Annotated in this window: 16 protein-coding genes; 12 read left to right on the top strand and 4 right to left on the bottom strand. The window is 73.3% G+C overall.

The annotated features are described in order from the left end of the window. Positions 1-65: 65 nt before the first annotated feature. Positions 66-1,481 (bottom strand): chromosomal replication initiator protein DnaA, encoded by a 1,416-nt coding sequence (gene dnaA / locus POL72_RS19940; protein ID WP_272097043.1) that lies wholly within the window; start codon positions 1,479-1,481, stop codon positions 66-68. A gap of 819 nt (positions 1,482-2,300) precedes the next feature. Between dnaA and POL72_RS19935 the strand changes: the two genes are divergently transcribed. The 9 genes from POL72_RS19935 to POL72_RS19895 all read left to right on the top strand — a co-directional run bounded on the left by POL72_RS19935 (position 2,301) and on the right by POL72_RS19895 (position 11,754). Beyond that, complete coding sequence (locus tag POL72_RS19935) at positions 2,301-3,359, top strand: hypothetical protein (protein ID WP_272097041.1); 1,059 nt, start codon at positions 2,301-2,303, stop codon at positions 3,357-3,359. A 233-nt stretch (positions 3,360-3,592) separates the two neighbouring features. Then, complete coding sequence (locus POL72_RS19930; RefSeq protein WP_272097040.1) at positions 3,593-4,189, top strand: MiaE family protein; 597 nt, start codon at positions 3,593-3,595, stop codon at positions 4,187-4,189. Between the two features lie 33 nt (positions 4,190-4,222). After that, on the top strand, positions 4,223-5,677 hold the full coding sequence (locus tag POL72_RS19925; RefSeq protein WP_272097946.1) for a hypothetical protein: 1,455 nt from the start codon (positions 4,223-4,225) through the stop codon (positions 5,675-5,677). Positions 5,678-5,948: 271 nt separating this feature from the next. Then, positions 5,949-6,431, top strand: a complete 483-nt coding sequence (locus POL72_RS19920) for a F0F1 ATP synthase subunit B (protein ID WP_272097039.1) — start codon at positions 5,949-5,951, stop codon at positions 6,429-6,431. Next, positions 6,428-7,420 carry a F0F1 ATP synthase subunit B gene (locus POL72_RS19915; RefSeq protein ID WP_272097038.1) on the top strand — a complete coding sequence of 331 codons (993 nt, stop codon included), beginning with the start codon at positions 6,428-6,430 and terminating at the stop codon, positions 7,418-7,420. The genes POL72_RS19920 and POL72_RS19915 overlap by 4 nt, the downstream gene beginning before the upstream one ends. Continuing rightward, the gene (gene atpH / locus POL72_RS19910) at positions 7,417-7,959 is read left to right on the top strand and encodes an ATP synthase F1 subunit delta (protein ID WP_272097037.1); all 543 of its coding nucleotides are present in this window, start codon (positions 7,417-7,419) and stop codon (positions 7,957-7,959) included. The genes POL72_RS19915 and atpH overlap by 4 nt, the downstream gene beginning before the upstream one ends. Before the next feature lie 116 nt (positions 7,960-8,075). Beyond that, complete coding sequence (atpA, locus tag POL72_RS19905; protein ID WP_272097036.1) at positions 8,076-9,968, top strand: F0F1 ATP synthase subunit alpha; 1,893 nt, start codon at positions 8,076-8,078, stop codon at positions 9,966-9,968. Between the two features lie 6 nt (positions 9,969-9,974). After that, a complete protein-coding gene (gene atpG, locus POL72_RS19900; protein WP_272097035.1) occupies positions 9,975-10,946 on the top strand; it encodes an ATP synthase F1 subunit gamma in 972 nt (323 codons plus the stop codon). 202 nt (positions 10,947-11,148) lie between these two features. Then, a complete protein-coding gene (locus POL72_RS19895) occupies positions 11,149-11,754 on the top strand; it encodes an L-threonylcarbamoyladenylate synthase (RefSeq protein WP_272097034.1) in 606 nt (201 codons plus the stop codon). A 69-nt stretch (positions 11,755-11,823) separates the two neighbouring features. Here POL72_RS19895 and POL72_RS19890 read toward each other — a convergent pair whose 3' ends face one another. Further along, complete coding sequence (locus POL72_RS19890; RefSeq protein WP_272097033.1) at positions 11,824-12,762, bottom strand: DNA-methyltransferase; 939 nt, start codon at positions 12,760-12,762, stop codon at positions 11,824-11,826. Continuing rightward, positions 12,759-13,667 (bottom strand): penicillin-insensitive murein endopeptidase, encoded by a 909-nt coding sequence (locus POL72_RS19885; protein WP_272097032.1) that lies wholly within the window; start codon positions 13,665-13,667, stop codon positions 12,759-12,761. The genes POL72_RS19890 and POL72_RS19885 overlap by 4 nt, the downstream gene beginning before the upstream one ends. A 580-nt stretch (positions 13,668-14,247) precedes the next feature. On the opposite strand from POL72_RS19885, the gene POL72_RS19880 reads away from it, so the two are divergent. Then, a complete protein-coding gene (locus POL72_RS19880; protein ID WP_272097031.1) occupies positions 14,248-15,813 on the top strand; it encodes a hypothetical protein in 1,566 nt (521 codons plus the stop codon). 223 nt (positions 15,814-16,036) lie between these two features. Here POL72_RS19880 and POL72_RS19875 read toward each other — a convergent pair whose 3' ends face one another. Further along, entirely contained in the window at positions 16,037-17,368 is a 1,332-nt protein-coding gene (locus tag POL72_RS19875) for a hypothetical protein (RefSeq protein ID WP_272097030.1), read from the bottom strand. Between POL72_RS19875 and POL72_RS19870 the strand changes: the two genes are divergently transcribed. Further along, a complete protein-coding gene (locus POL72_RS19870) occupies positions 17,322-22,640 on the top strand; it encodes a tetratricopeptide repeat protein (RefSeq protein ID WP_272097029.1) in 5,319 nt (1,772 codons plus the stop codon). The two genes, POL72_RS19875 and POL72_RS19870, sit on opposite strands and share 47 nt — an antisense overlap. Positions 22,641-23,178: 538 nt before the next feature. Further along, entirely contained in the window at positions 23,179-24,681 is a 1,503-nt protein-coding gene (locus POL72_RS19865) for a serine/threonine-protein kinase (protein ID WP_272097028.1), read from the top strand. Positions 24,682-24,710: the final 29 nt, after the last annotated feature.

The raw sequence follows: 24,710 nt of genomic DNA, 5'->3' as shown, positions 1-24,710 counted from the left end.
GAGGGCCCGTCAGCCGGCAGGTCGCTCTCGTGCCGCGCGCGCCTTCCGCGTCGCGCGCGCGGGGGTCACTCGTCGGCGAGCTTCTTCTCGAGCGCCTCGAGGTGGGCGCGGACCTGCGGATCCGAGTCCCGCTGCGCCTCGATCTTGCGGACGGCGCTCATCACCGTCGTGTGATCGCGGTTGCCGAAGGCCCGCCCGATCTCCGGGAAGCTGCACTTCAGCCGCTGCTTGCAGAGGTACATCGCCACGTGGCGCGCGAAGGCCACGCTCTTGTGGCGGTCCTTCGAGGTGAGGTCGATCGAGCGCAGGTGGAAGTGGTGGCACACGGCGCGCTGGATGTCCTCGACGCTCATCATCTGCGCGCGCGGCGGCGACGTGGCCGTGATCTCGGCGCGCGCGAACGGGAGGTCGACGGGGCGGCCCGTGAGCGAGCTCTTGGCCGCCAGCCGGATCAGCGTCCCCTCGAGCTCGCGGACGTTGGAGCGGACCATCTGCGCGAGGTAGAGCGCCACGTCGTCCGTGAGCGCGATACCCTCGAGCGCCGCCTTGTTCCGCACGATCGCGACGCGCGTCTCGAGCTCCGGCACCTGGATGTCGGCGACGAGCCCCCAGGAGAACCGCGAGACGAGCCGCTCTTCCATGCGCTCGAGGTTCTGGGGGTACTTGTCGCTCGTCACGACGATCTGCCGGTCGAGCGTGTGGAGCGCGTTGAAGGTGTGGAAGAACTCCTCCTGCGTCTGCTCACGTCCGGCCAGGAACTGGATGTCGTCGACGAGCAGCACGTCGCAGCTCGACCTGTACCGCGTGCGGAACTCGTCCATCCGGTGGTGCTGGATGGCCGTGATGAAGTCGTTCGTGAACTTCTCGGCCGAGACGTAGATGATCCGCGCGTCCGGCCTGCCCTCGAAGACGCGGTGCGCGATCGCGTGCATGAGGTGGGTCTTGCCGAGCCCCGTGCCGCCGCAGATGAAGAGCGGGTTGTAGCGGCGTCCCCCGCCGCCCGCGGCCGCGATCGCGGCCGCGTGCGCCAGCTGGTTCGAGGGGCCCACGACGAAGCTCGCGAAGGTGTGCTTCGGGTTGAGGTCGTCCGGCATCGACGGGACGCGCCGGAGCGTCGGCTCGGGGCGGGGCGCCGGCGCCGGCGCCGCGCTGGTCGGCCGCACCACGAGCGCCCGCGGACGCACCGGGGTGAGCTCCACGCGCTGCGCGATGGGCGAGACGAGGTTCTGATCCACCGTCCACGCGACCTGGACCGACCAGCCGGTGAGCTCTCGGATCTTGTCCGTGAGCGCCGGCAGGAAATTGTCCCTGACCCACTCGAGGACGAACTCGTTCTGGACACGCAGCGTCAGCACGCCGTCGGTCAGATCATCGAACTGAACTCCCCCGAACCACTGATCGAAAGTGGCCGGGGAAAGCGCCCGCGTATGCTCGATCGCCCGATCGAAGACCTCGCGCGGCTCGTGTTTCGGAATCGTCATCGCTGCTCTGAAGTCCGCTCCACGAAAATAGGTTTCGGGGGCGACCGAAAGAACCGTCGCCCCCAACTTATCCACAGGTCTCACAGCGAGGACTCGCCTCTAACTCCTGGAGATCTCTATGTTATTCTGAATGTAATCGAAGGGCGTGTCGACTTTTCAACAGTCCGCCCACGGCCGCTTCGTCCTCGGGGAATCATCCGCATGCCCCCGCAAAATGCGGGCGGACAGTACAGCCCTCCTGTACCGGGACCCGGCCCGGCCGCAGCCGAGCACGTCGATCGAGGTGGGGGTACAGCCGTCGCGTCGAGGTCCATCGCATTGAAAGACAGATCGGCACAGCCGTCCCCCGTACCGCCTCACAGAGCTCGGTAACTCGCAGCGCCCCTTTCGAGGCCACCCTTTGGAGGACCCGGTGCGGCACGGAACCGCCCCGAGGACGAATCGGAGGTAGCACCGGGTGAGTCCGGGCGTCTATCCCCAACTGCGAAACTTGGCTCAAGTATCCGATAGTATTGTTATAAATTCAGTCCCTGACACACTGCGAAGCCGGCTTCGCGTCGACCGAGCTCTGGCTGCCGGACACGAGGCGCCAAAACTCCCGACGCGGGGCGGTGATTTTTACGACGCGCTCACGATTGCAGAGCAAAACCCGCTCATTTCGTCGTCAAGAGGCTCGACGTGGCGGCTTTTCCAGCTTTCTGAGGAAGGCGGAGTTCGTCCAGTACAGAGCGACCGAGGTGCGCCGGTTTTCAGGAGCCAAGAATTTGCCCCCAGGGTCCAGGTGTGCGGTATGGCGAGGCGATGTCGTCGGGGATCCGGTTGACAAGGGGGGCACTCCTGGCGCAGCGGTCGGAGCGGGCGTCGCGCCGGGCGGCGGCCGCCGGGCGGGCCAGGGCCCTCTCGGCGGCAGGCGCGCTCCTGATGGCGTCGGCCGCAGGGCCGGCGGCGGCCGACGAGCTGCCGCCGCAGCTCGCCTATGGCTACGGCGAGAATGAGACGCCCCGCGCCGCGGCCTTCGGGGGTGCGCTGCGCGCCCTCGGGAACGGGACGTCGGCCGTCTTCCTCAACCCGTCCGCCATGGTGGAGACCCGCGTCTATCACCTCCAGGGGCTCTTCCAGGGGAGCCCCGAGGCCGGCCGGCACGCCTATGGCGGCGTCGTCGTCGACTCGGTCACCGGCAAGCTCGCCGGGGCGCTCTCCTTCGTGGGCGGCTTCGTCGACATGGACGGCGGCATCGAGCGCTCGTACCTCGACGCGCGGGCAGGCCTCGCCTACCCCTTGACCGACCGCGTCTTCGCCGGGCTCACCGGCCGCTACGCCAAGATCACGCAGGACGGGACGCTGCGTGAAGGCGGCCTCGGCGACAGCCCCGTCTCGGGCGGGCTGCGCGAGTGGGAGAACGGGAAGCTCGTCGGTCGGCACTCCTTCGTCGACACGTTCACGTTCGACGCCGGGCTCACCGTCAAGGCGACCGACAGCCTGCACATCGCGGTCGTCGGACAGAACCTCACCTACCCCGACCACGGGCTGCTGCCCACGACGGTCGGCGGCGGCGTCGGGTTCGGCACCGCCGACTTCTCGATCGAGGTCGACGGGCTCGCCGACCTCAACTCTTACCGCGACACCACCTTCCGCTTCATGGCCGGCGGCGAGTACCTCGTCGCCGATCACTTCCCGCTCCGCGCCGGCTACCGCTTCGACCAGGGCGCCGACCAGCACGCGCTGTCGCTCGGCCTCGCCTACGTGGGGACCCAGTTCTCCGTCGAGGGCACCGTGCGGCGGGCCCTCGCCAGCGGAGGACCCACCACGTTCGTGGTCGGGCTCGCGTACCACCTCGAGTCGAGCGGGCTGACCCGCGGCTCGTCCGACAGCTTCTAGAGCGGCGGTCACCCGCTTCGGATACGGGCCCATCTCGACGTTTTCGGTGCGCAAGCGCACCGGAGTGCGCTTGCGCGCCGAAAACGCCGATCTGGGCCCGTCTCCTGTGCGGGTGACCGCCGCTCTGCGACGCGTCCGGAGCGAGCTTCGACGGCCGATCGGCGCGCCTGCGCCGACCTCGGGGGCCGGCTCCCCCTTCTCGCCGCGGCGCGCCTGCTCTAGGTCGGCCCTGCGTGCTGTGCCTGACCCTACCGACCGATCCACGCTGGGCTGACGTGGCGCTCGCCGATCTGCCGGCGCTCCTGACCGACCACGCGCACTGCGAGATGAAGGCGGCGTCGAACGCCCTGTCCCTCGCCGCGCGCTGGCCGTCGCTCCCGCGCCTCGCGCGGGCGCTCGTCGACCTCGCCGAAGAGGAGCTCCGGCACTTCCGCGCGCTGCTCGACGTGATCGAGCAGCGCGGCCTCGCGCTCGGCAAGCCGGAGACCGACGTCTACGCGAGCGAGCTGCGCAAGGCGGCCACGAGCACCTGCGCGCGCAACGCGAAGGCAGCGCTCATCGATCGGCTGCTCGTCGGCGCGATCATCGAGGCCCGCTCCTGCGAACGCTTCAGGCTGCTCGCCGACGGGCTGGCGGCGCGCGACCACGAGCTCGCGCCTCTCTACGAGGAGCTCTTCGCGTCGGAGGCCCGGCACTACCGGACCCTCGTCGACCTCGCCGTCGAGGTCGCCGGCGACGAGGGCGCCGCCCGGAGCCGGCTGGCCGACCTCGCGCGCGCCGAGGGCGAGATCGCCGGGCGGCTCGGGACGGCACCGGCGGTGCACGGGTAACATGCGGAACGTGCGTAACGTGCGTAGGTGAACATGGAGATCGATCTGATCCGCCTCGACCGGGACGTCGCCCGCGCGGAGCGTGCGTGGCGCGCGGCGCTCGGCGACCTCGTCAGGCGCGGTCCGGCGCCGCCCGGCACCGACGAGGACGGCCCGAGCGCCGCCGAGGCGAGGGCCAGGCTCGAGAACCCGCTCGATCCCTTCCGGCGCGTCAGCTCGCGGACGACCTACCTCGAGCTCACCGGCAAGACCCCCGGCCTCGGCGCGGAGCTCGGGCTCGCGAGCCCGACGCCGTCCGCCGCGCCGGACCCGACCGGCCTCGCGGCCCCCCTCGCCGACTGGGTCTGCGCGCTCACGCTGGAGCGCGTCGTCTGGGCCGACCGCGTCCGGCTCGCCGCGGCCTGGCACGCGCCGCTGGTCACGATCGACCTGCCCGAGCCGGCGCGGATGTCGCCCCACGAGGCGCGCCTCAGGCTGCTCGCCGACCCGACGAGCGCCGGGCGGCAGATCTTCGCCGAGGCGCTCGCCCGAGGATCCGGCGCGGTCGCCGACGCCGCCCGCGTCCTCGTCGAGCGGAGGCACGAGGCGGCGCGGCGGCTCGCGGAGGAGGGCCTCCGCGCGATCGAGCTCCCCTGCGACCCTCCCGGCGCGGCGATCGGCGCCGCGGACGCGCTGCTGCGCCGGACCGAGTCGGTGATCGAGCTCGAGCCGACCTGGCACGCCGCGCTCGGGCGCGCCGTCGGCCGCGACGCGGCGTCGGGGTGGCCAGCGCGGCTCGGCCCGCGGTGGATCGAGGAGCTGTTCCGCGCGACGAAGCTGACCGACGGCGTCGCGATCGATCTCGGACCGCTGCCGCGGCCGCTCGGCGCGGCGTCGTTCGCGCGCGCGCTCGCCCGCTTCGGCGCGGCGCTCGCGCGTGGTGGTGGAGCGCGCGGGCCGTTCGCGCTCTCCCGCGCGCCGTTCGATCTCCGGCAGGCGCGCCGCGCCGCGCTGTTCGGCGGCCTCGTCGCCGATCCCGTCTTCTGCGCCCGCGCGCTCGGGCTCGGCCAGGGCCGCGCGCTCGATCAGGCGCGCGCCACCGCGCGCAGCCTCCTCCTCTCGCTGCGCCTCGACGCCGCGACCGTGGCGCTCGTGTTCGGCGCCGGCCAGGGCGGAGGCGGGCACGTGCTGCTCCGGGCCTCGCGCGATCGGAGCGACCGCTTCGAGGAGACCACCGCGCGCGCGCTCGGCGGGCCCATCCCGGGAGCGCTCGCCGGCGTCATCCCGGCGCTCGATCCCGGCGCGGCGGTCCGGCTCGCCGGGGCGCTCCTCGCAGCGCGCGATCGGCGCAGCCTGATCGAGCGCTTCGACGAGGACTGGTTCCGCAATCCGCGCGCCGCCGAGGCCATCCGCGACGAGGACGGCGCGCGCGCGCCGGCGCCGCGCGCCAGCGAGGGCGATCTCGAGGCGGGCCTCGGAGAGATGATGCGCTCGCTCGCGGACCTGTAGCGCTAGCATCACCCGCGCTCGCACGCCTGGAGCGCGACCGTCACCCGTTAGCGAAGCGTGCGATCACGAGCCTGTGGCGCCCGTCACCCGCGAGCGGCGCGCGGCCGCGTCGTCAGGAGACGTGATGTTAAAGAGGGGCTCGTCCGCCCTGCGAGAACCCTTCCAGCTTTGACTGACACGTGCTAGTGCCGGCTCGCGAAATCGCCCCCCCGAGGGGCGTGGGGCAGCGAGCGGCTCGCGCTGCGCCGCCCTCGTCGCCGAACAAGCACCCGTGAACCCGAACGCAATGCACCCACTCCTCGCGTCCGGCGCCAGCCCCATCGCCGTCGACTTCGATCTGACGTTCCTGGCGCAGGTCGTCCTGTTCTCGACGTTCGTCGTCGTGCTCAAGCCGCTCCTGTTCGATCCGCTGCTCCGCGTCTTCGAGGAGCGCGAGCGGCGCACCGACGGCGCCAAGCGGGAAGCGCGCGAGATGGACGAGCGCGCCGGCGAGCTGCTCACCCGCTACGAGGCCGAGATCGAGAAGGTCCGGCGCGAGGCCGGGATCGAGCGAGAGCGGCTCCGCGCCGAGACCGCGAAGATCGAGGCGCAGATCATGGCCGAGGCCCGCGCGGAGACGGCGCGGATCCTCGAGGACAGCAAGGCGAAGATCGCGGCCGAGGTCGCCCGCATGCGCGGCGAGCTCGCCGCCGCCCAGCCCGCGCTCGCCGCGGAGATCGCCGCCAGCATGCTCGGCCGCGAGGTGCGCCAGTGAAGAAGCCGCTCCTCCGCTCCTCGCTCGCGCTCGGCCTGGCCACGGCGCTCGCCGCCGGCACCGCGCTCGCGCAACAGCCGGGCTCCGAGCCGGCGCTGCCCCCCGGGCACCCGCCCATCCCGTCGCCTGCCGAAGGGCAGCCGGGCTCGCAGCAGATGCCGCAGCGCCCGCGCGACATGCAGCCCGGCCGGCCGCTCGGGCCGGGCGGCCGCCAGCTCCCGTCGGGCCACGGGGTCCGTCAGCCGGGCATCCTGCCCGGCCGCGGGCGCCCCACGCCGCCGCCGGCGCCCGAGCCGGCGTCCCACGGGGAGGAGCACTGCCCCGGGCACGGCCCGACGGATCCGCCGCCGCACGTCAACTGGTGGCACGGCCTCATCGGCGTGAACAACGAGGCGGCCGCGAAGGGCGGCGTCAACGCGCTGCTCTGGCGCTACAACAACGAGCAGAACCCCTGCGATCCGAAGAACGAGCCGCCGCCGTTCCTCGCGTCGGTCCTGAACTTCGGGCTGCTCGCGTTCATCGTCGTCCGCTTCGGGAGGAAGCCCATCGCGGAGGCGCTCAAGAAGCGCAAGCAGACGATCACGCAGGAGCTCGACAACGCGTCGCGCCTCAAGCAGGAGGCCGAGCAGCGGCTCGAGGACTACGAGGACAAGCTCACGCGGCTCGAGGAGACGCTCGCGGAGCTCAAGGCCGAGCACGCGGCGCAGGCGGAGGTCGAGAAGGCCCACGTGCTCGCCGAGGCGGAGCAGCGGCGCGTCCGGATGCGGCGCGACGCCGAGTTCCGCGCCGAGCAGGAGCTCAAGGCGGCGCGCGCCATGCTCCTCCAGGAGGCGGTGCAGAACGCCGTCGCCGCGGCCGAGGAGCTGCTCCGGCAGCGCATCGGCCAGCAGGACCTCGACCGGGTCAACGAAGAGTACCTGAAGGCCATCCCCGCGGCCGTCTCCGCCGGCGCCCCCCGCGGAGCCCAGACCACCGGAGCAGCGACATGAGCTACGAGTCCGTCGCCCGACGCTATGGGCGCGCGATCTTCGAGATCGGCAAGGAGACCGGGACCCTCGCGGCCCTCGCCAGGGAGATCGGGGACGCCAGCGCGATGTACTCGGCGAGCGAGGAGCTCCGCCTCGTCCTCGACAACCCGCTCATCCCGGAGGCCTCGCGCGAGGAGCTGCTCCGTGAGATCGCCGGCCGCGCCGCCTTCTCGGACGTGACGAGGAACACCCTCCTCCTGCTGGCGCGGCGCCGGCGGCTCGCGGCGCTGCCCGAGATCGCGCGGCAGCTCGCGCTCCTCGTCGATCAGGACCAGAACGTCGCCCGGGCCGTGGTGACGAGCGCGGGCCCGCTGACCGACGGCTACCTCGAGCGGCTCCGGGCCGAGCTCGAGAAGGCGACCGGCAGGAAGATCTCGGTCACCCACAGGCAGGATCCCTCGCTCATCGCGGGCGTGGTGACCCAGATCGACGATCAGGTGATCGACGGCAGCCTCCGGACCCGGCTGTCGAGCTTCCGTGACAACCTGCTCCGAACCTGAGGGGACGCGAGCAAGCACCCCTGTTTCATGATGGGTCTTGGCCCGGCGCTCGCCGCCCCCTCGACCTTGACGACGTTGATTCCGCAGCCCAAGCGTCTCCCCACAGAGGACTCCGCATGCAGCTCCGCGCCGAAGAGATCTCCCAGATCATCAAGAAGCAAATCCAGAATATCGACAAGGCCGCTCAGGTCACCGAGACGGGCACCGTGCTCACGGTGGGCGACGGCATCGCCCGCGTGCACGGCCTGAGCCGCGCGATGGCCGGCGAGCTCGTCGAGTTCACCGGCTCGGAGGGCGGCAGCCTGATGGGGCTCGTGCTGAACCTCGAGCAGGACAACGTGGGCGCCGCCATCTTCGGCGACACGAGCGCCATCAAGGAGGGCGACGCCGTCAAGCGGACCGGGCGCATCATGGAGGTGCCCGTCGGCGAGGCGACCCTCGGGCGCGTCGTGAACGCGCTCGGCATGCCGATCGACGGCAAGGGCCCGATCGATACGAAGGAGCGCCGCCGCGTCGAGGTGAAGGCGCCCGGCATCATCCAGCGCCAGCCGGTCACCGAGCCGATGCAGACCGGCATCAAGGCGATCGACGCGATGATCCCGGTCGGCCGCGGCCAGCGCGAGCTCATCATCGGCGACCGGCAGGTGGGCAAGACCGCCGTCGCCGTCGACGCGATCATCAACCAGAAGGGCAAGGGCGTCATCTGCGTCTACGTCGCGATCGGCCAGAAGCTGTCGACGGTGCGCCAGGTCGTGGACAAGCTCGATGCGCACGGCGCGCTGGAGTACACGATCATCGTCGCCGCGACCGCGAGCGAGACCGCGCCGCTCCAGTTCATCTCGCCGTACACCGGCGTGACCATCGGCGAGTACTTCCGCGACAGCGGGCGCCACGCCCTGTGCATCTACGACGACCTCTCGAAGCAGGCGGTCGCGTACCGCCAGCTCTCGCTCCTGCTCCGCCGCCCGCCGGGCCGCGAGGCGTACCCGGGCGACGTCTTCTACCTCCACTCCCGGCTCCTCGAGCGCGCCGCGAAGATGGCCGACATCTTCTACGTCGTGTCGAAGGGGACGAAGATCGAGGGCGGCGACGCCTCGTACCGCGGCGTCGACGGCAAGGCGCACGTCGGGGCGCACGGGATGCACTCGGCGAAGGACTCGCTCTGGAAGACGATCGACGGGGCCCTCTTCGAGAAGCTCGAGCAGGCGCGCAAGGACGAGAAGAAGGACGAGATCAAGAAGCTCGAGCAGCAGCTCTCGGACAAGGCGAAGGCGAGCGACTACGAGATCGTCCGTGATCCGAAGTCGGGCGGCTCGCTCACGGCGCTTCCGGTCATCGAGACGCAGGCGGGCGACGTGTCGGCGTACATCCCGACGAACGTCATCAGCATCACGGACGGGCAGATCTTCCTCGAGGCCGACCTCTTCTACTCCGGCGTCCGCCCGGCCATCAACGTCGGCATCTCGGTCAGCCGCGTCGGCGGCAACGCGCAGATCAAGGCGATGAAGTCGATCTCCGGCACGCTCCGCCTCGATCTCGCCCAGTACCGCGCCATGGCCGCGTTCTCCCAGTTCGCCTCGGACCTCGACGCGAAGACCCGCGCGCAGCTCGAGCGCGGCGCGCGCCTCACCGAGATCCTGAAGCAGGGCCAGTACGTGCCGCTGGCGGTCGAGAAGCAGATCCTCATCATCTACGCCGGCACGCAGGGCCTGCTCGACAGCCTGCCGGTGAGCTCGCTCGGGCGCTTCGAGGAAGAGCTCTACAAGTTCATCGAGGCGAAGCACCCCCAGATCTTCGTGGACATCCGCGAGAAGAAGGTCCTCGACGACGACCTCAAGTCGCGGATGACGAAGGCGATCGACACCTTCAAGAAGCGGTTCGCTGTGGAAGCGGCCGGCGCCTCGACCGCGGCCGACGAGGATGGCGCGGGCGACGACGAGGAGGAGGCGCCGGCGCCGAAGGCCAAGTCGAAGAACGGGAAGAGCGCCTCGAAGGCAAAGGAAAAGTAGGCAGCCGTGCCCAGCCTCAAGTCCATTCGCAAGCGGATCTCCAGCGTCAAATCGACGCAGAAGATCACCCGCGCCATGAAGATGGTCGCGGGCGCCAAGCTCAACAAGGCGCAGCAGCGCATCACCGAGCTGCGGCCCTACGCCGTGAAGGTGCAGGAGGTGCTCTCGGCGATCACGCGCGACGCGGCTCCCGCGGCCGAGGCGCTCGCGGCGGAGGGGCACGGGGTTGAGGGGGAGGCGGGCGCGCTCGCCGGTGGCGAGAAGGCGCTGCACCCGCTGCTCGTGACCCGCCCGGAGCGGCGCGTGCTGCTCCTGGTGCTCACGAGCGACCGCGGGCTCTGCGGCGGCTTCAACACCAACATCAACAAGCGCGCCGAGCGCGAGTGGAAGAGCCGGACGGAGGCGGGACAGGAGGTCCAGCTCGCGCTCATCGGCCGCAAGGGCCGGGACTACTTCAACCGCCGCGGCGCGCCGATCCTCGAGTACCTGGCCGGGGTCTGGGACAAGCTCAACCTCGAGACGGCCCAGGCCGTCGGCGCGAAGCTCCTCGCCCCGTTCAACAAGGGCGAGGTCGACGCGATCTACCTCGTCTACAACGAGTTCAAGAGCGCGATCACGCAGACGGTCGTCGTCGAGCGGCTCCTGCCGCCCGCCGGCGGTCCGGCGAAGGAGCAGGAGCAGGGAGACGAGGGCGGCCACGGCGCGCCTTCCGCGGCGTCGGAGTTCCTCTACGAGCCGGACAAGGGCGCGCTCCTGGAGCGGCTCGTGCCGATGTACGTGGACATCTCGATCCTGCGCGCGCTCTACGAGTCGATGGCGAGCGAGCTCGGCGCGAAGCTCACGGCGATGGACGCCGCGAACAAGAACGCCAAGGAAGTGATCGACAACCTGACGCTCGAGTACAACAAGGCGCGTCAGGCGGCGATCACCAAGGAGCTCATGGAGATCATCGGCGGCAGCGAGGCGCTCAAGGAGTAGCGAGCCGCGCTGCACGCCGGGATCTTCGATCTCCGCCTCGGGGCCGGTCGCGCGCGCTACCGGCTCGCGTTTCGGGGGCTTCGCCCCGCCTCTCTTCACTCGAATCACCCGCAGCGCCCGCCCCCGGCTGCCCGGCGCTGGGCAAACATCCGAGCAGCCAGCACTGGCGGAGCTGACCGGGCGGCCCCATGGTTGCGTTCCCGTGCTCCAGCCCATCAACCCCGATCACCCGGAACCCCGCAAGATCGCGCGAGCGATCGATCTCATTCAGAAGGGGGAGGTCATCGGCTACCCGACCGATACCGTGTACGGGTTCGGGTGCGACCTGATGAACAAGGCCGCTATCGAGCGGGTGTATCAGATCAAGGGGATGCGCCAGAACAAGAACCTGGCGTTCATCTGCCCGGATCTGAGCGACATCGCGCGCTACGCGATCGTCGAGAACCAGGCGTACCGCATCCTGAAGCGCTTCCTGCCCGGGCCGTACACCTTCATCCTCCCCGCCACGCGCGAGGTGCCGAAGTACGTGCACCTCAAGCAGAAGACGGTCGGCATCCGCGTGCCGAACCACCCGGTCGCGCTCGCGCTGGTCCGAGCGCTCGGGCGGCCGCTCATCAGCACGACCGCGGCGCCTCCTGGGGAGGATCCGATCATCGATCCGGGGGAGATCGACGATCGGTTCCCGGGGCTCGCGCTCGTCCTCGACGCAGGGACCGGCGGGGCCGTGCCCACGACCGTGATCGATCTGAGCCAGGGCGATGTGCAGATCGTCCGGCAGGGCGCGGGGCCGACGGACGATCTCGTCTGAGCCAGGGCGAGAGGGAGAGAGGGGCATCCGAGCCGCCCGGCCCGAGGAGAGGGAGCTCGTAGAGCCCAGTCAGGGACGTTCCGGCTCGCCGTCCGCGGCTGGAACGGACTCGTACGCCGTGTACACGATCCCCTCGCGGTCGAGCCGCTCCCGCGCCGTCGCGAAGGCGAGCGGGCTCCTGTCGCCGCCGACGAAGCGGCGGCCGAGGCGCGCGGCCGCGACGAGCGTGGTGCCGCTGCCGCACATGAGATCGGCGACGGTCGCGCCGGGCGCGGAGGACGCGCGGACGATGCGCTCCAGCAGCCGCTCCGGCTTCTGCGTGGGGTAGCCGGTGGCCTCGCGGCGCAGCGGGGTGTTGGCGACCATCCCGGGAATGTCGCTCCACACGCTCCCGAGCCGGCGGCCCTCGTCGGCGTAGTACCGGTACGCTTTGCCGCCGAGGATCCGCTCGCGGTACAGGCGGCCTTCCTCGTCGCGGTGCTTGAAATGCATCGCGAGGCTGGTCTCGGCGTACGGCTCGCGGAGCATCGGATCCGCGACGTTGTAGACCACCTGGCCGCGCTCGCCCGCGGCGCGCGCGTAAAGGAGGATCGTCTGGTGCGTGACGGAGAAGCCGCGCGCGCCCCGGCCGCCGTTGCCGGGCGCCCAGATGATCTCGCCGAGGAAGGCGCCGCGGCCGAACAGGCGATCACACGCGACCTTCGCGTCGTGGACCGCGCGGTGATCGAGGTGCAGGTACAGCGTCGCGCCCTCGGTCATGCGATCGCGGATGGCCGCGAGGCGCGGCTCGAGCATCGCGACGAGCGCGTCGGCGCTCGCGCGATCGTCGTACGCGTCGGGCCCGCTCTCCGGCCGGCGCCGCCCGCGCGCCTGGCCGCGCGCCGCCCGCGCGGTCATCGTCGTCCCGACGCCGAAGGGAGGATCGAGGTAGACGAGATCGAACCGCACGTCCGCGGGGAGCGCCGCGCAGACGTCGGCCGCGTCGCCATGCGCCAGGAGGTGGCTCACAGGGCGCTGTCCGGAGCCGCCACGCGAGAGCCCGCGGCGGCGCTTCCAGGCAGGAGGTCGTCGAGCAACGCGGCGGCGAGGTCGCCGTCCGACGGCGCGATGAGCTGCGGCACGGCCGGCAGCCATGGCCACTGCGGGCCGCCGCCGAGGCAGCCCGAGAGGGCTTCGTCGGGCGTGCACGCGACGCGGAGGTGGATGTGATCGGCGTGCGCCGTGCTGTCGCCCGGCTGGAGCAGCACGCTCTCGGCATACCAGATGAGCTCCGGGTCCTCGCCGAGCGCGCGGGCGTACTCGATGAGCAGCGCCTCGAGCCAGCGGGCCACGAAGAGCCACTGGACGTGCGCGTCGGGCGAGCGGACGAGCGACTTCACGAGCAGCCACTCCCGCTCGACGTCGAAGCGGACGTACTGCGGCGCGCCCGCGCGCGGCGACGCGGGCTCCTCGGCGCCATCGCTGATCCGCGCGAGCCCGTCCGGCCCGAAGGCGACGAAGCCCGGCGAGCGCACAGGGCGGCCGTCCGGGGTCAGCGCGTAGAGCAAGAGGTCGGCGTCGCGCCCGGTGCGGTGGGACCGGTGCCCCCGCGTGGCGCCGCCGTAGCGCGCGGAGAGGTCGCCGACGACGAGCGGCTCGCCACCCGGCCGCGCCAGCGCCACCTCCGCCGCGGCGCGCTGGACCGCGGCGACCAGCCCCGCCGTCCCCCACCGGATGCCGTTGCTGCGGAGCAGCCGGTAGCCTGGGCCCTGCTTCGGGAGCTCGACGGCGTCGGTGATGACGCCGTGGTGCGGGACGCCGATCGAGCCGCGGAGCGAAGGGGCGAGCGGCGTGGGCGAGGAGCCGACGCAGGCCGCGCAGCAGAGCGCGACGAGCCCGAGGAGGAAGGTGGCGAGGAGAGGACGGCTGGGCATCACGACGAAAGAGAGGAGGGCCGCGGCGCCAGGCACCGGACGGACGAAGCTGACACTGACAGCCGCTCGTTAGCCGCGCGGGCGGCGGAGGGGAAGTTCTCGGCTCACCGGGGTGCCCGAAGCGCGGCGCGCACCGCGATCGTGGGTCCAGCCGGCGAGGCAGATGAGCTCGCCTGCGCGCGTCCGCTCCCCGTGGTTGTTCAGGTCGTTGATCATCCATAGAGGCCCGTCGTGGGGCAGATCGGCCTGGTTCAAACGCACACCGGGCTCGGGAACAACATGGCTGTTTCGGTGATCGCTCGTCCTCCTGGCGGAGGTGATATCGCAGGGTCCTGCGTCCCGAAGTGGTCTCTCGACGGTCGATATCGAGCATCGATGGATATCCGCACGACTCAGCGCGTGCGAACCGGCGTCGCGTCGGGCCACGCACAGGCGGCCAAACTGCCACACGGATCTGGCGATTCCACCAGACGAGGTCGCGTCCCATCGCGAGCTCGCGCGCAGCGGCCACGCTCGCGGCGCCGCGCGGCTTACGCTCCCCCTGCCCTCGCGGAGCGATCAGCGCTAACACCCTCGCGCCATGGATCCCGAGCAGCGCGCCACCCAGCGGAACACCAGCCAGGGGAGCACGGGCGCAGATCGACAGCCGCCGCCGGCGGAGGAGCCCGAGGGCGTCGCCTGGAAGGGCGCGCTGGCCGTCGCCCTCGTCGTCGGTGGCCTCGTTGTGTGGCGCGCCTGCTCCACACCGGGAGGCGCCGCGAGCGACACGCCCGCGCCGCCCAGCGAGAGCCCCGCGGCGTCCGCGCCGAGCGACACCGACGATGCCGGCGCGGCGCAGGAGCCGCCGCCCCCGCGCTGCACGCCCGCGAGCCCGCCGCCGTTCGTCATCGGCGACGCGCCGCCGGCCGCGCGCGGGGCCGAGGAAGGCGCGGGGGGCGGCGGCGCGGACAGCGTTGAAGACATCGCGCCGTTCGCCGTCGAGGTCGGCCGCGGGACGACGTTCTCCGGCGGGTTCGCCGTGGGCGCCCAGCGAGAAGCCGAGGGCGGGACCGTCGCGATGGTGGCCACGCTCTCGGCCGACGGCGCCCAGGGGAAGCTCGTCCGGCTCGCGCGATCGCGCGGGGACATGGATCCTCCGGTCGTCGCAGGCGCCGGGGGCGCCATCCTCGCCGCGATGCTCGAGCCGAACGCGGGCGGGCGCGCGATCAAGGTCGCCAGGGTCGAAGGGGACCACGTCACGTGGGGGGCCGAGCTCGCCGAGGGGCGCGACGAGTCGCTCGCGCTCGACATCGCCGCGTCCGGCGAGCGCGCGGTCATCGTCTGGGACGACGTGACCCGCGACGGCAAGCGCTCGCGGATCATGCTCGCCTCCGCCGACGTGGGCACGCTGCGCTCCGTGACGTCGGCCCGCCCGGTCTCCCAGCCGAGCACCGACGCCGAGACGCCGCGCGTGATCGGCCGGCCGGGCGGCTACTGGCTCGCGTACATCGCGCGCGCCGAGGAGCCGGCGCGAAAGGCCGCGGCAAAGAAGGACGACGGCGACGAGGACACGGCCGCGGCGGGCGAGACGATCGCCCACCAGTGGATCGAGGTGGTCCCCCTCGACGAGACGGGCGCGCTCACCGCGACGCCCCGCGCGGTCACCCCCAAGAACGGACACGTGCTCGCGTACGACCTGACGCTCGGCGAGGACGACGGGCTCATCCTCGCCTTCCGGGACGACGACACCCCGAGCGGCTCGATCGGAGGGCGCATCAGCGCCGTGCTGGTGCGGCTCAGCGGCGCCAGCGAGCCGCGCGTGCTCGTCGGCGGCGATCGCGACCAGGACGCCCCGCCCGAGGCCGCGCTGGGCCTGGGCGCCGGGGTGCCGGCGCTCCTCCCCGGCGCTCGAGGCACGGGCGGGCAGGACCCGGCGAAGGCCGCAGCCGCGGCATGGCTGGCGATCGCGAACGCGTCCGGCCCGACGCAGCTCGCGGCGCTCACCGCGAGAGGCGAGCTCGAAGGCGGGCTGCGCGCCGAGCCGGCCCTCGGGCGCGGCGAGCCGATCGCCGCCTCCGCAGAGGCGCTGCTCGTGGCGCAGCCGGCCGGAAAAGCGATGAAGCTCGCCTTGCTGCGCTGCGCGTCGACAGCACCGTTCAACAAGTAGGTCGCCCCTGTATCGGTAAGCGCGCGACGCCAGCGAGCAGGCGCATCGACTGTAGATTGAGGGCGCGTGGATGTGTAGCATCCGCGGCGGTGGCCCACGGGGACGATCCGCAACACGAAGCGTCGCGCCGGCCTGGTTTGCCGAGCTTGTCCGGATCGCCGGACGAAGCTGGCTGGGAAGCCAATGCCGACAACGCTCAAATGACGCGCGCGAGCGCGCAACCTCAGCCCGGCGCGAAGACGCTGCTCGTCGGCACGAGCACGTCGAGGCTCGACGCGCCGTCGAGCGCGAGCGCGCCGACGGACGGCGAACCGCTGCCGGCGGCTGCGAGCGCGCCGACGGACGGCGAACCGCTGCCGGCGGCTGCGAGCGCGCCGACGGACGGCGAACCGCTGCCGGCGGCTGCGAGCGCGCCGGCAGGCGGCGAACCGCTGCCGGCTACCTCAAGCCCGCTGCCGCCGCCGAACCCGCTGCCGCCGCCGAACCCGCCGCCGCTGCCGAGCGCGCCGCTCACCTCGAGCCCACCGCCGCTGCCGAGCGCGCCGCCGCCAGGGCCGAACAAGACGCCGGCACCGAGCGTACCGCCGCCAGTTCCGAGCAGGCCACCGCCGCTGATCCGCCGCAAGGACGGCAGCGTCGCGAGCGCGCCGCCGCCGGCGCCGCCATCGCTTGCGCCGCCGTCGAGGCCACCGCCGCCGATGCCTCCGGGAGGCGCGTCCAAGACGACGGCGGCGCCCCCTGGAGCCAGCCCGGCCCGCCCTCCGGCGCGCGGCCCAGGCCAGCGCCCGCCGAGCCCGAACCGCGCCGCAACGCAGCCCGCTCCAGGCTCCGCCGCGAGCGCGGGGAAGCCGGCGCCTGGCTCCCAGCCGGGCGCCCCTGCCCAGGCGATCGCCGCCTTCGACGCAAGCACGACGCCGATGCCCATCTCGGTCGAGCCGACGGCGACGCCGCTGCCCATCTCGGTCGACCCGACGGCGACGCCGCTGCCCATCTCGGTCGAGCCGAGCTCGTCGCCGACGCCCATCTCGGTCGAGTCGATCGAGCCGGCGCTCGCGCAGAGCGCCGCGCCGGCATCCACGCGAAGCGCCGCGCCGGCGCAGAGCGCTGCGCCGGCGCCCGCACCGAGCGCTGCGCCCGCACCGAGCGCTGCGCCTGCACCGAGCGCCGCGCCGGCGCCCGCACCGAGCGCTGCGCCTGCACCGAGCGCTGCGCCCGCACCGAGCGCCGCGCCAGCGCCCGCACCGAGCGCCACGCGCACGCCTTTGCCAGGCGGCGCGCCCGCGCCGGGCGCCACGCGCACGCCTTTGCCAGGCGGCGCGCCCGCGCCGGGCGCCACGCGCACGCCTTTGCCGGGCGGCGCGCCCGCGCCAGGCGCGCCACGCGCGCCGATACCGGGCGTCACGCCGAACGCCGCGCATGCGCCGGGTGTCACGCCCGCGGCGCCCGCGCAGAGCGCCGCGCATGCGGCGACCGTGCTGCACGCGCCGAACGCCGCGCATGCGGCGACCGTGCTGCACGCGCCGAGCGCCGCTCCTGCGCCCGCGCCGAGCGTCACGCACGCGCCCGCCTCGCCCGCCCAGCCGCCTCCGGCCCCGCGCTCGCAGCCGAACGCGCCCGAGGCGCCCGCGCAGAGCCCGCAGCTCGCCGCTCCGGACCTCGCCACCGAGCTCCAGCAGCGCGCCGATCGGCTCAAGGGCAGCGATCCGGTCGGCGCGGCGCGCGCCCTCGTCGAGCTCGGCATCCACGAAGAGCGGGCGCTCAAGAACCCCGCCGCCGCGCGCCGCTCGTACGAGCGCGCGCGACAGCTGTCCCGCACGCTCGAGCCGGCGCTCTCGCGGGTCCACCGCGTGCTCGACGCGCGCACCGAGCTCGCCCTCGCGCTCGAGGTCGTCGAGGACAAGCTCCGCGTCGCCGAGACCGACGCCCTCCGGGCCGACCTCCTCGCCGAGCGGGCGCGCCTGCTCCAGGCGCTCGGGCGGACGCCCGAGAGCTGCGAGGCGTTCACCGAGGCGCTGCGGCTCGTCCCGCTCCACGCCGCGTCGCTGCGCGGGCTCGAGATCGCCCTCCGGCGCGAGAGCGCCCGCGGTGCCGAGCAGGCGGCCAAGGACCTCGCCGCGCACCTCGACCGGCTCTCCGCCGCCTACGCCCCGGGGCGCGGGCGGCCGGACGGCGACGGCCAGCTCACCGCCTGGATCCACGTCGAGCGCGCCGCCGTGCTCGATCGGAAGCTCTACAAGCCGGAGCTCGCCCTCGCGTCCCTCGAGGGCGCGATCGCGTTCGATCCAGGGCCCGGACCCGTGCGGGAGGCGCTCCGCCGCCACCTCGTGCACCACGACGGCATCGTCGGCCTCGTCAGCGCGCTGTCCCTGGAGGCCGATCACGAGAGCGACGACGACCGCGCGGCGCGGCTGCTCTACACGGCGGCGCGGCTGCTCATCGACAAGATCCGGTCCCCGGCGGACGCGGTGCCCCTCCTCCGGCGCGCGTCGACGCGGGCGCCGGCCGGCTCGCCGACCGCGCGGCGCGTGGTGGGCGAGCTGATCCGCCTGCTCGAGGCGAGCGGCATGCTCGAGCTCGCCGCCAACGTGCGCCAGAAGGAGCTCGCGCTCCTCACCGACAAAGAGGCGATCATCCACGAGCACGTCCGCCTCGCGGAGATCTACGACACCCTCGGGGACGCAGAGCAGGCCGCGCTCCACGCGACGCGCGCGCTCGAGCTCGATCCCGAGGACAGCTCGACGCGGGAGCGGCTCGACCGCGCCCTCCAGCGCCTCGGCCACCACGCCGAGCGCGTGGAGGTGTGGACCGCCGTCGCCAACGCGGACCGGCCCGCGCCCGTCCGGGTGGCGGCGCTCCTCCGCGCCGCGGACATCTCCGAGCGCCACCTGAAGCGGCGCGACGAGGCGCTCGCCATCCTGCGCGCCGCGTGGGCGATCGAGCCGGGCAACAGCTCGGTCTTCGACGCGCTCTCCGCCCTGCTCACGCCGGACGCCCTGGCCGTCGAGGAAGATCCGCGCGGCGTGCAGGCGCGGCTCGACCTCTACACGCAGGCCGCGAGCGCGACGGAGGACCCGACGCGCAAGATCGGGCTGCTCGAGAAGCTCGTCTCCATCTGGGAGGACGAGCTCGCCCAGCCCGCCCGCGCCGTGGAGGAGATCGAGAAGATCCTCGAGATCGACCCGGAGCGGCGCGCCGCGATCCTCGCGCTCCAGCGCAACGCCGCGCGCGCGGGGGACGCGCAGCGGCTCGCGCGCGCGCTCTGCGCCGAGGCCGAGCTCACGAGCAGCCCGCGCGAGCAGCGCAGGCTCCTCCTGCGCGCCGCCGACGTCACCGAGCTCAGGCTCGGCGACCGCGACCGGGCCTCGTCGCTGGTCGACCGCGCGCTCGCGATCGATCCGACCGACCCCGACGCGCTGCGCGCGCGCGTCCGCCTCGACGAGCGCGCCGGCCGGTACGAGGAGGCGCGGCGCGCGCTGCTCAAGCTCATCCAGCGCGACCCCGCGGGGGACGCGGCGTTCAGCCTCTGGATCGAGGTCGCGGGGCTCGACGAGCGGCGCCTCAAGCGGCCGCACAGCGCCGTGGAGTCGTACCGCGAGGCGGCGCGGAAGAAGCCCGCTCACCCGCTGCCCCGGATCGAGATCGCGCGGCTCCTCCGCGAGACAGGCAACTACGAGAAGCTCGTCGAGGTCCTCAGCTCGCTCGCCGACGAGGCGCAGCGGCCCGACGACCACGCGCGGCTGCTCTTCCAGGCGGCCGAGGTGCAGGAGCTCGCCCTCGGGCGCGATCAGGACGCCCTCCGCCTCCTCGCCCGCGCCGACGCGGCGCTCGCCTCGGGCCAGCACGATCCGGCGATCCTCGACGCGATGGAGCGAATCTACGTCCGCGCCGGCGGCGCAGGCGTCGGCGTCGGCCTCGGCGCGCCCGTCGCGCAGCGGCCCGCGACCGGCGCCCGCGCGTCCAGCCTGCCGGGGATGTCCGCCTCCATGATCGCGAGCGAGCTCGCGGGGCTGTATGCGCGCTGGCTCGAGCGCAAGCCGCCGGCGCTCGTCGATCACGCGCTCCGGATCTCCCTTGCGCTGGTCCTCGCGGACAGCAGCCCGCGCCAGGCCGTCGAGATCCTGGAGGGGCTCGTCGGGGTGGTGCCGAACCACATCCCGGCGCTCCGCATGCTGGAGCAACTCTACCGGCACCTCGAGGCGCCGACGTCGCTCGCGACCGTCCTGCGCGCGGAGGCCGACGTGTTCACTTCCTCCACCGCGCGCGGCGGCGCCCTCTGGGAGATCGCCTCGCTCGAGGAGCAGCTCGGCCCGAGCGCCGCGCTCGAGGCGCTCGCGCGCATCGTGAAGGAGGCGCCCGACGACGCGGCCGCCCACCTGGCGATCCTCCGCATCGCCGCCAAGGCGAGCCCCGCCGATCCGATCGCGCCGCGGGCGCAGGCCCTCTTCGCCGGCGCCATCCGCGACAGCCGGGAGCTGACGCCCGATCCCATCGCGCGCGCCCTCTACAGCGTCGAGGAGGCGCTCCTCGCGGAGGCGCAGGCCGACGCGGACCCCGCCGCCGCCCGCGCGGCGCTCGCCGGCTTCCGCAACGCCCTCGGGCTGTGGCCCGAGAGCCTCATCGCGGCGCGCGGGCTCGATCGGCTCGCGCAGCGCCTCGGCGACCGCGCGAGCGTGATCGCGGCCCAGCTGGCGCTCGCCGACCTCGTCCTCGGAGCGCCCGCGCGCGCGACGCACCTCGTGCGCGCGGCGGAGCTCACCGCCGAGGACGCGTCCCCCGAGGGCCGCGCGCGCGCGCTCGAGCTGTACGAGAGCGCGCTCCGCGCGGATCCGAGCTGCGTGGCCGCTGCGCGCGCGCTCGCCAGGGAGCTCGCGGGCGAGCCCCAGCGGCTCACCGACCGGCTGGGCGAGGCGCTCGGCAAGGCCGCGAGCCGCGAGGCGATCTCGCTGCTCGGCACGGAGATCGCCCGGTCGGTGCTGCAGCACCACGGGCGCCCGGGCGCGATCGACGCCGGCGTGGGCATCGCGGCCGTCCGGCGGGTGATCGAGGCGCTCCCGAACGACGCGGCGGCGCTGCTCCTGCTCGCGCGGCTGCTCACCGCGCAGCGCGTCTGGCTCGAGGCCCGCGACGCCCTGAAGCGCGCCGTGGCCGCCGCGACGGACGCCGAGACCAAGATCGCGGCGCAGTTCCTCATCGCCGATCTGTACGAGGGGCCGCTCGCGAACCCGGCGCTCGCCCAGGACGCGCTCCAGGCGGTCCTGTCGCTCGACGCGCAGAACCGGCCCGCGCTCGAGCGGCTGCACAAGCTCGGCGTCACGCGCGGCGACCACGCGCTCGCGCTGCGCGCGCTGGGGCGCCTCGTCGAGCTGTCGCCCGACCCGGGCTCCCGCGTCGAGGCCGCCCTGCGCCTCGCGGACGCCTACCGCGACGCCGGCGACACGGCCGGCATGGTCCGCACGCTGTGCGACGCGATCGTGAGCGCGCCCGGCGGCGACACGCGCGGGTGGGTGGCGCTCGCCCGCCTGTACCGCGTCGACACGAGCGAGGGCGCGACGGCCTACGCCAAGGCGCTCGCGCAGCTGCTCGAGGTCGCCGAGTCGCGCCGCATCCCGGCCGATCCGCGCTGGCTGACCACGCTCGGCCTGCTCGAGTCGACCCTGCTCGTGCGGCCTCGCGACGGGCTCGCGCGCCTCCAGCAGGCCGTCGCGCTCCCGGGCGCGCCGCCCGAGTCGCGCACCGCGCTCGGCCGCGGCCTCGAGGCCGCGGGGCGCAACGCGGAGGCGGTCCAGGTGCTGCGGGACGTGCTGACGCCCGATCCGGAGGTCTTCACCCGGCTCCCGGACCTCGGCCCGGCGCTCGCCGCGCTCGAGGCCGCGCTCGCCAAGGACGGGCGCGCGGAGGAGCGGATCACCGTGGAGGAGGTCCGCGCCTGCCTCGGCGAGGTGTCGCTGGACCGCATGGCCCGGCTCAGGAGCCGGCGCGTCCCGTCGGAGGCGCCGTACGCCGGGGCCTTCGCGGGCCCCGAGATGGGCCGGCTGCTCCTCCCGGAGGCCCGGAGCCCCTGGATCGACGTGGCGCTGGCGATCGCGCCGATCGCGGCCAAGGCGATCCGCTTCGAGCTGAGCAACTTCGGCATCAGCTCGCGCGAGCGGATCGGCCCGCGCGACAACCACCCGACGCGGCATCTCGCCGAGCGCGTGGGCCGCGCGCTCGGCATCGAGGCGTTCGAGCTCTACCTCGTCCCCTCGTGGCAAGGGGCCGCCCGCGTCTTCCCGGGTGATCCCCCTGCCCTCGTCGCGCCGACGTCGTTCATGGAGCTCCCGGAGCTCGAGCAGACGTTCGCGCTCGCCCGCCTCTTCGCGCGCATCGCGGTCGGCTTCACGTTCCTCGACGAGATCCCGGCCGAGGCCACCGACGGCCTGCTGCTGGCGTCGATCCGCACGATCGATCCCGGCTTCGGGTCGGGCGCGATCTCGCCCCCGCGCGAGCACGCCGCGCAGCAGATGCTCCCCGGCGTGCAGCGGGCGATCGGGCGCCGCCAGCGCAAGATGCTCGAGGAGCTCGCGTCGACCGTCGCGGTGTCGTACGACGCGCGCGCCTTCGTCCTCGGCCTGCGCCGGAGCGAGCACCGCATCGGCTACCTGCTCTGCGGCGACGCGCTCGCCGCGATCGACTACCTCCGCCGGTACGATCGCGACATGGCCCGCTCGACCGAGGAGCCCCGCCTGCTCCTTCAACACCCGGTGTCGAACGAGCTGCTGCGCTACGCGCTCTCGGCCGAGGCTTACACCGAGCGCCGACGCGCCGGCTCCATCTGGCCCGCCGTCTGAGCGGCACGCGCCCGCTGCGGATACGGGCCCATCTCGACGTTTTCGGTGCTCGGCGTACGGGAGAGTACGCCTGCGCGCCGAAAACGCCGATCTGGGCCCGTCTCCTGTGCGGGCGCGCGCCGCTCGGCGGGGCGCGTTCCGGGGCGGATGAGCTCGGCGGCGGCGAGTCACTACAGATGAGCCTGGTGGGGGCGCGCCACGATGAACGAGCGGTGGTGACGCGGGTTGGCAAGGTGTGTTTCATGACCGGTGATATTCGGTATCGAGAAGATATCGACGCTTCCGCGGTGACACGGACGTACAGTTGACCGGTGATGTTATGTGGCTCCCGGGATCGCGGTGGGCAATCGAACATCCGTGTTGAAAAATCACTGCGGTTCTGCGGCGACAGGGACGTACACGCGAATACCCATGTCGTATGGAGCGGCGGGGCGGCGGTGCTGCGTCGAACTCGTAATTGTCCGACCGGAGCGGTGTCGGGGCGTTTGAGGCGCGCGGAGAAGGTCAGGAGGACGGCGCGTGGTATCCTGAGCTTTGCGTGAGCAATCCGCTGATGCCAGGCGCCCTGGTGGCGAGTCGCTATCGGGTCGATCGCCAGCTGGCCGAGGGAGGCATGGGGGTCATCTGGGCCGCCACCCACCTCGCGAACGGCGAACGTGTGGCGCTGAAGCTGCTGCGCCCCGGCACGGCGGATGACGCGTCGACTCGGCGGCGCCTCGTCCGGGAAGCGCGCGCGGCGGCGGCGGTCGATCACCCGAACGTGCCATCCATCCACGACGTGCTCGAGCTCGACAACGGGACGCCGTTCCTCGTCATGGATCTGCTCGAGGGGGAGTCGCTCCGCGACAAGCTGCTGCGCGAGGCGCAGATCCCCCTCCCCGAGCTGTCGCGCATCCTGCTGCCGGTCATCTCGGCCGTCGGCACCGCGCACGCGCTGGGCATCGTCCACCGCGACCTGAAGCCCGACAACATCTTCCTGCTCACGCCCGACGCGGCCGCGCCACGCGGCTCGCCCGGCGCAGCGGACGCCGCCGCCGAGGAGCACCCGAGCGGCGCGGCGGCGCCGGGCTCCGCGGATTCGCCGGCGGCCGCGCAGCACGACGCCCGCGTCCGGGTCCTCGACTTCGGCATCGCCAAGGTCACCGCGGCCCACGGCGAGAGCAGCTGGTCGTGGGGGCGCACCGGGACCGGCGAGATGCTCGGGACCCCGTACTACATGTCGCCGGAGCAGATCCTCGGCGAGCACGACGTGGATCACCGCGCCGACATCTGGTCGCTCGGCGTCATCCTCTACGAGTGCCTCACCTCCGTGCGGCCCACCGAGGCCGAGAACATGGGCAAGGTGATGAAGCGCGTCCTGACCGGCTCGATCCAGCCGATCGGGGAGAGCGCGCCCACGCTGCCCGCCGACGTCGCGGCCATGATCGATCGCATGCTCAGCCCGGATCGCGCGCAGCGCCCCGCCGATCTCCGCGAGGTCGGCGCGCTCCTCGAGCGCTACGCGGCCGTCGCCCTCCGCCCCTTCGGTCCCCCGGCGGCGCCCAGGGAGCCGGAGAGCGACTCGCTCGTACCCAGCGCCCGCGCCAGCGACCCGCTCGTGCACAGCGCCCGCCTCAGCGGCTCGCTCGCGCCCGACGCCCGCACCAGCGACGCGTTCCCGGCCAGCACCGCCGATCTGGACGGGGAGGCGTCGATCGCGACGCTGCGCGCAGGCAGCCTCCTGCCAGCGCCCCCCTCGAGCAACCGGCTGCGCGCGCGCAGCGCCGGAGCGGCCTCCCTGGAGGCGCCGCCCGACGCCGCGGCGCTCTCCACGCCGGAGGCGGCCGACGACGCCGCCGCCCTCGCCGAAGAGGGAGCGATCGCTCCGTCGGCAGCGGCGCGCCGCGCGAAGCGCGCAGGGCTCAAGCTCGTCGCCGCCGGCGTGCTCATCGCCGCCGGAGCAGGCTTCTCGCTGCTCCGCTGCTCCGCCTCGTCAGCGCAGGAGTCGCCCCACCACCGCGTCATCGCGCCACAGACGCACGCTCCATCGAACGATGAGTGATCGGGGCAACTCCGGATCTGCCGGAGAGC

Source organism: Sorangium aterium (assembly GCF_028368935.1).
Classification (GTDB): Bacteria; Myxococcota_A; Polyangia; order Polyangiales; family Polyangiaceae; genus Sorangium; species Sorangium atrum.
Note: the sequence above shows the minus strand (reverse complement) of the source record. Positions and strands in the feature narration are given on the sequence as shown.

Coding starts and splice junctions, on each gene's coding strand:
- POL72_RS19885 (WP_272097032.1), bottom strand. CDS start 13,667: ATGCCCAGCCGTCCTCTCCTCGCCACCTTCCTCCTCGGGCTCGTCGCG.
- atpA (WP_272097036.1), top strand. CDS start 8,076: ATGCAGCTCCGCGCCGAAGAGATCTCCCAGATCATCAAGAAGCAAATC.
- atpH (WP_272097037.1), top strand. CDS start 7,417: ATGAGCTACGAGTCCGTCGCCCGACGCTATGGGCGCGCGATCTTCGAG.
- POL72_RS19925 (WP_272097946.1), top strand. CDS start 4,223: ATGGAGATCGATCTGATCCGCCTCGACCGGGACGTCGCCCGCGCGGAG.
- dnaA (WP_272097043.1), bottom strand. CDS start 1,481: ATGACGATTCCGAAACACGAGCCGCGCGAGGTCTTCGATCGGGCGATC.
- POL72_RS19880 (WP_272097031.1), top strand. CDS start 14,248: ATGGATCCCGAGCAGCGCGCCACCCAGCGGAACACCAGCCAGGGGAGC.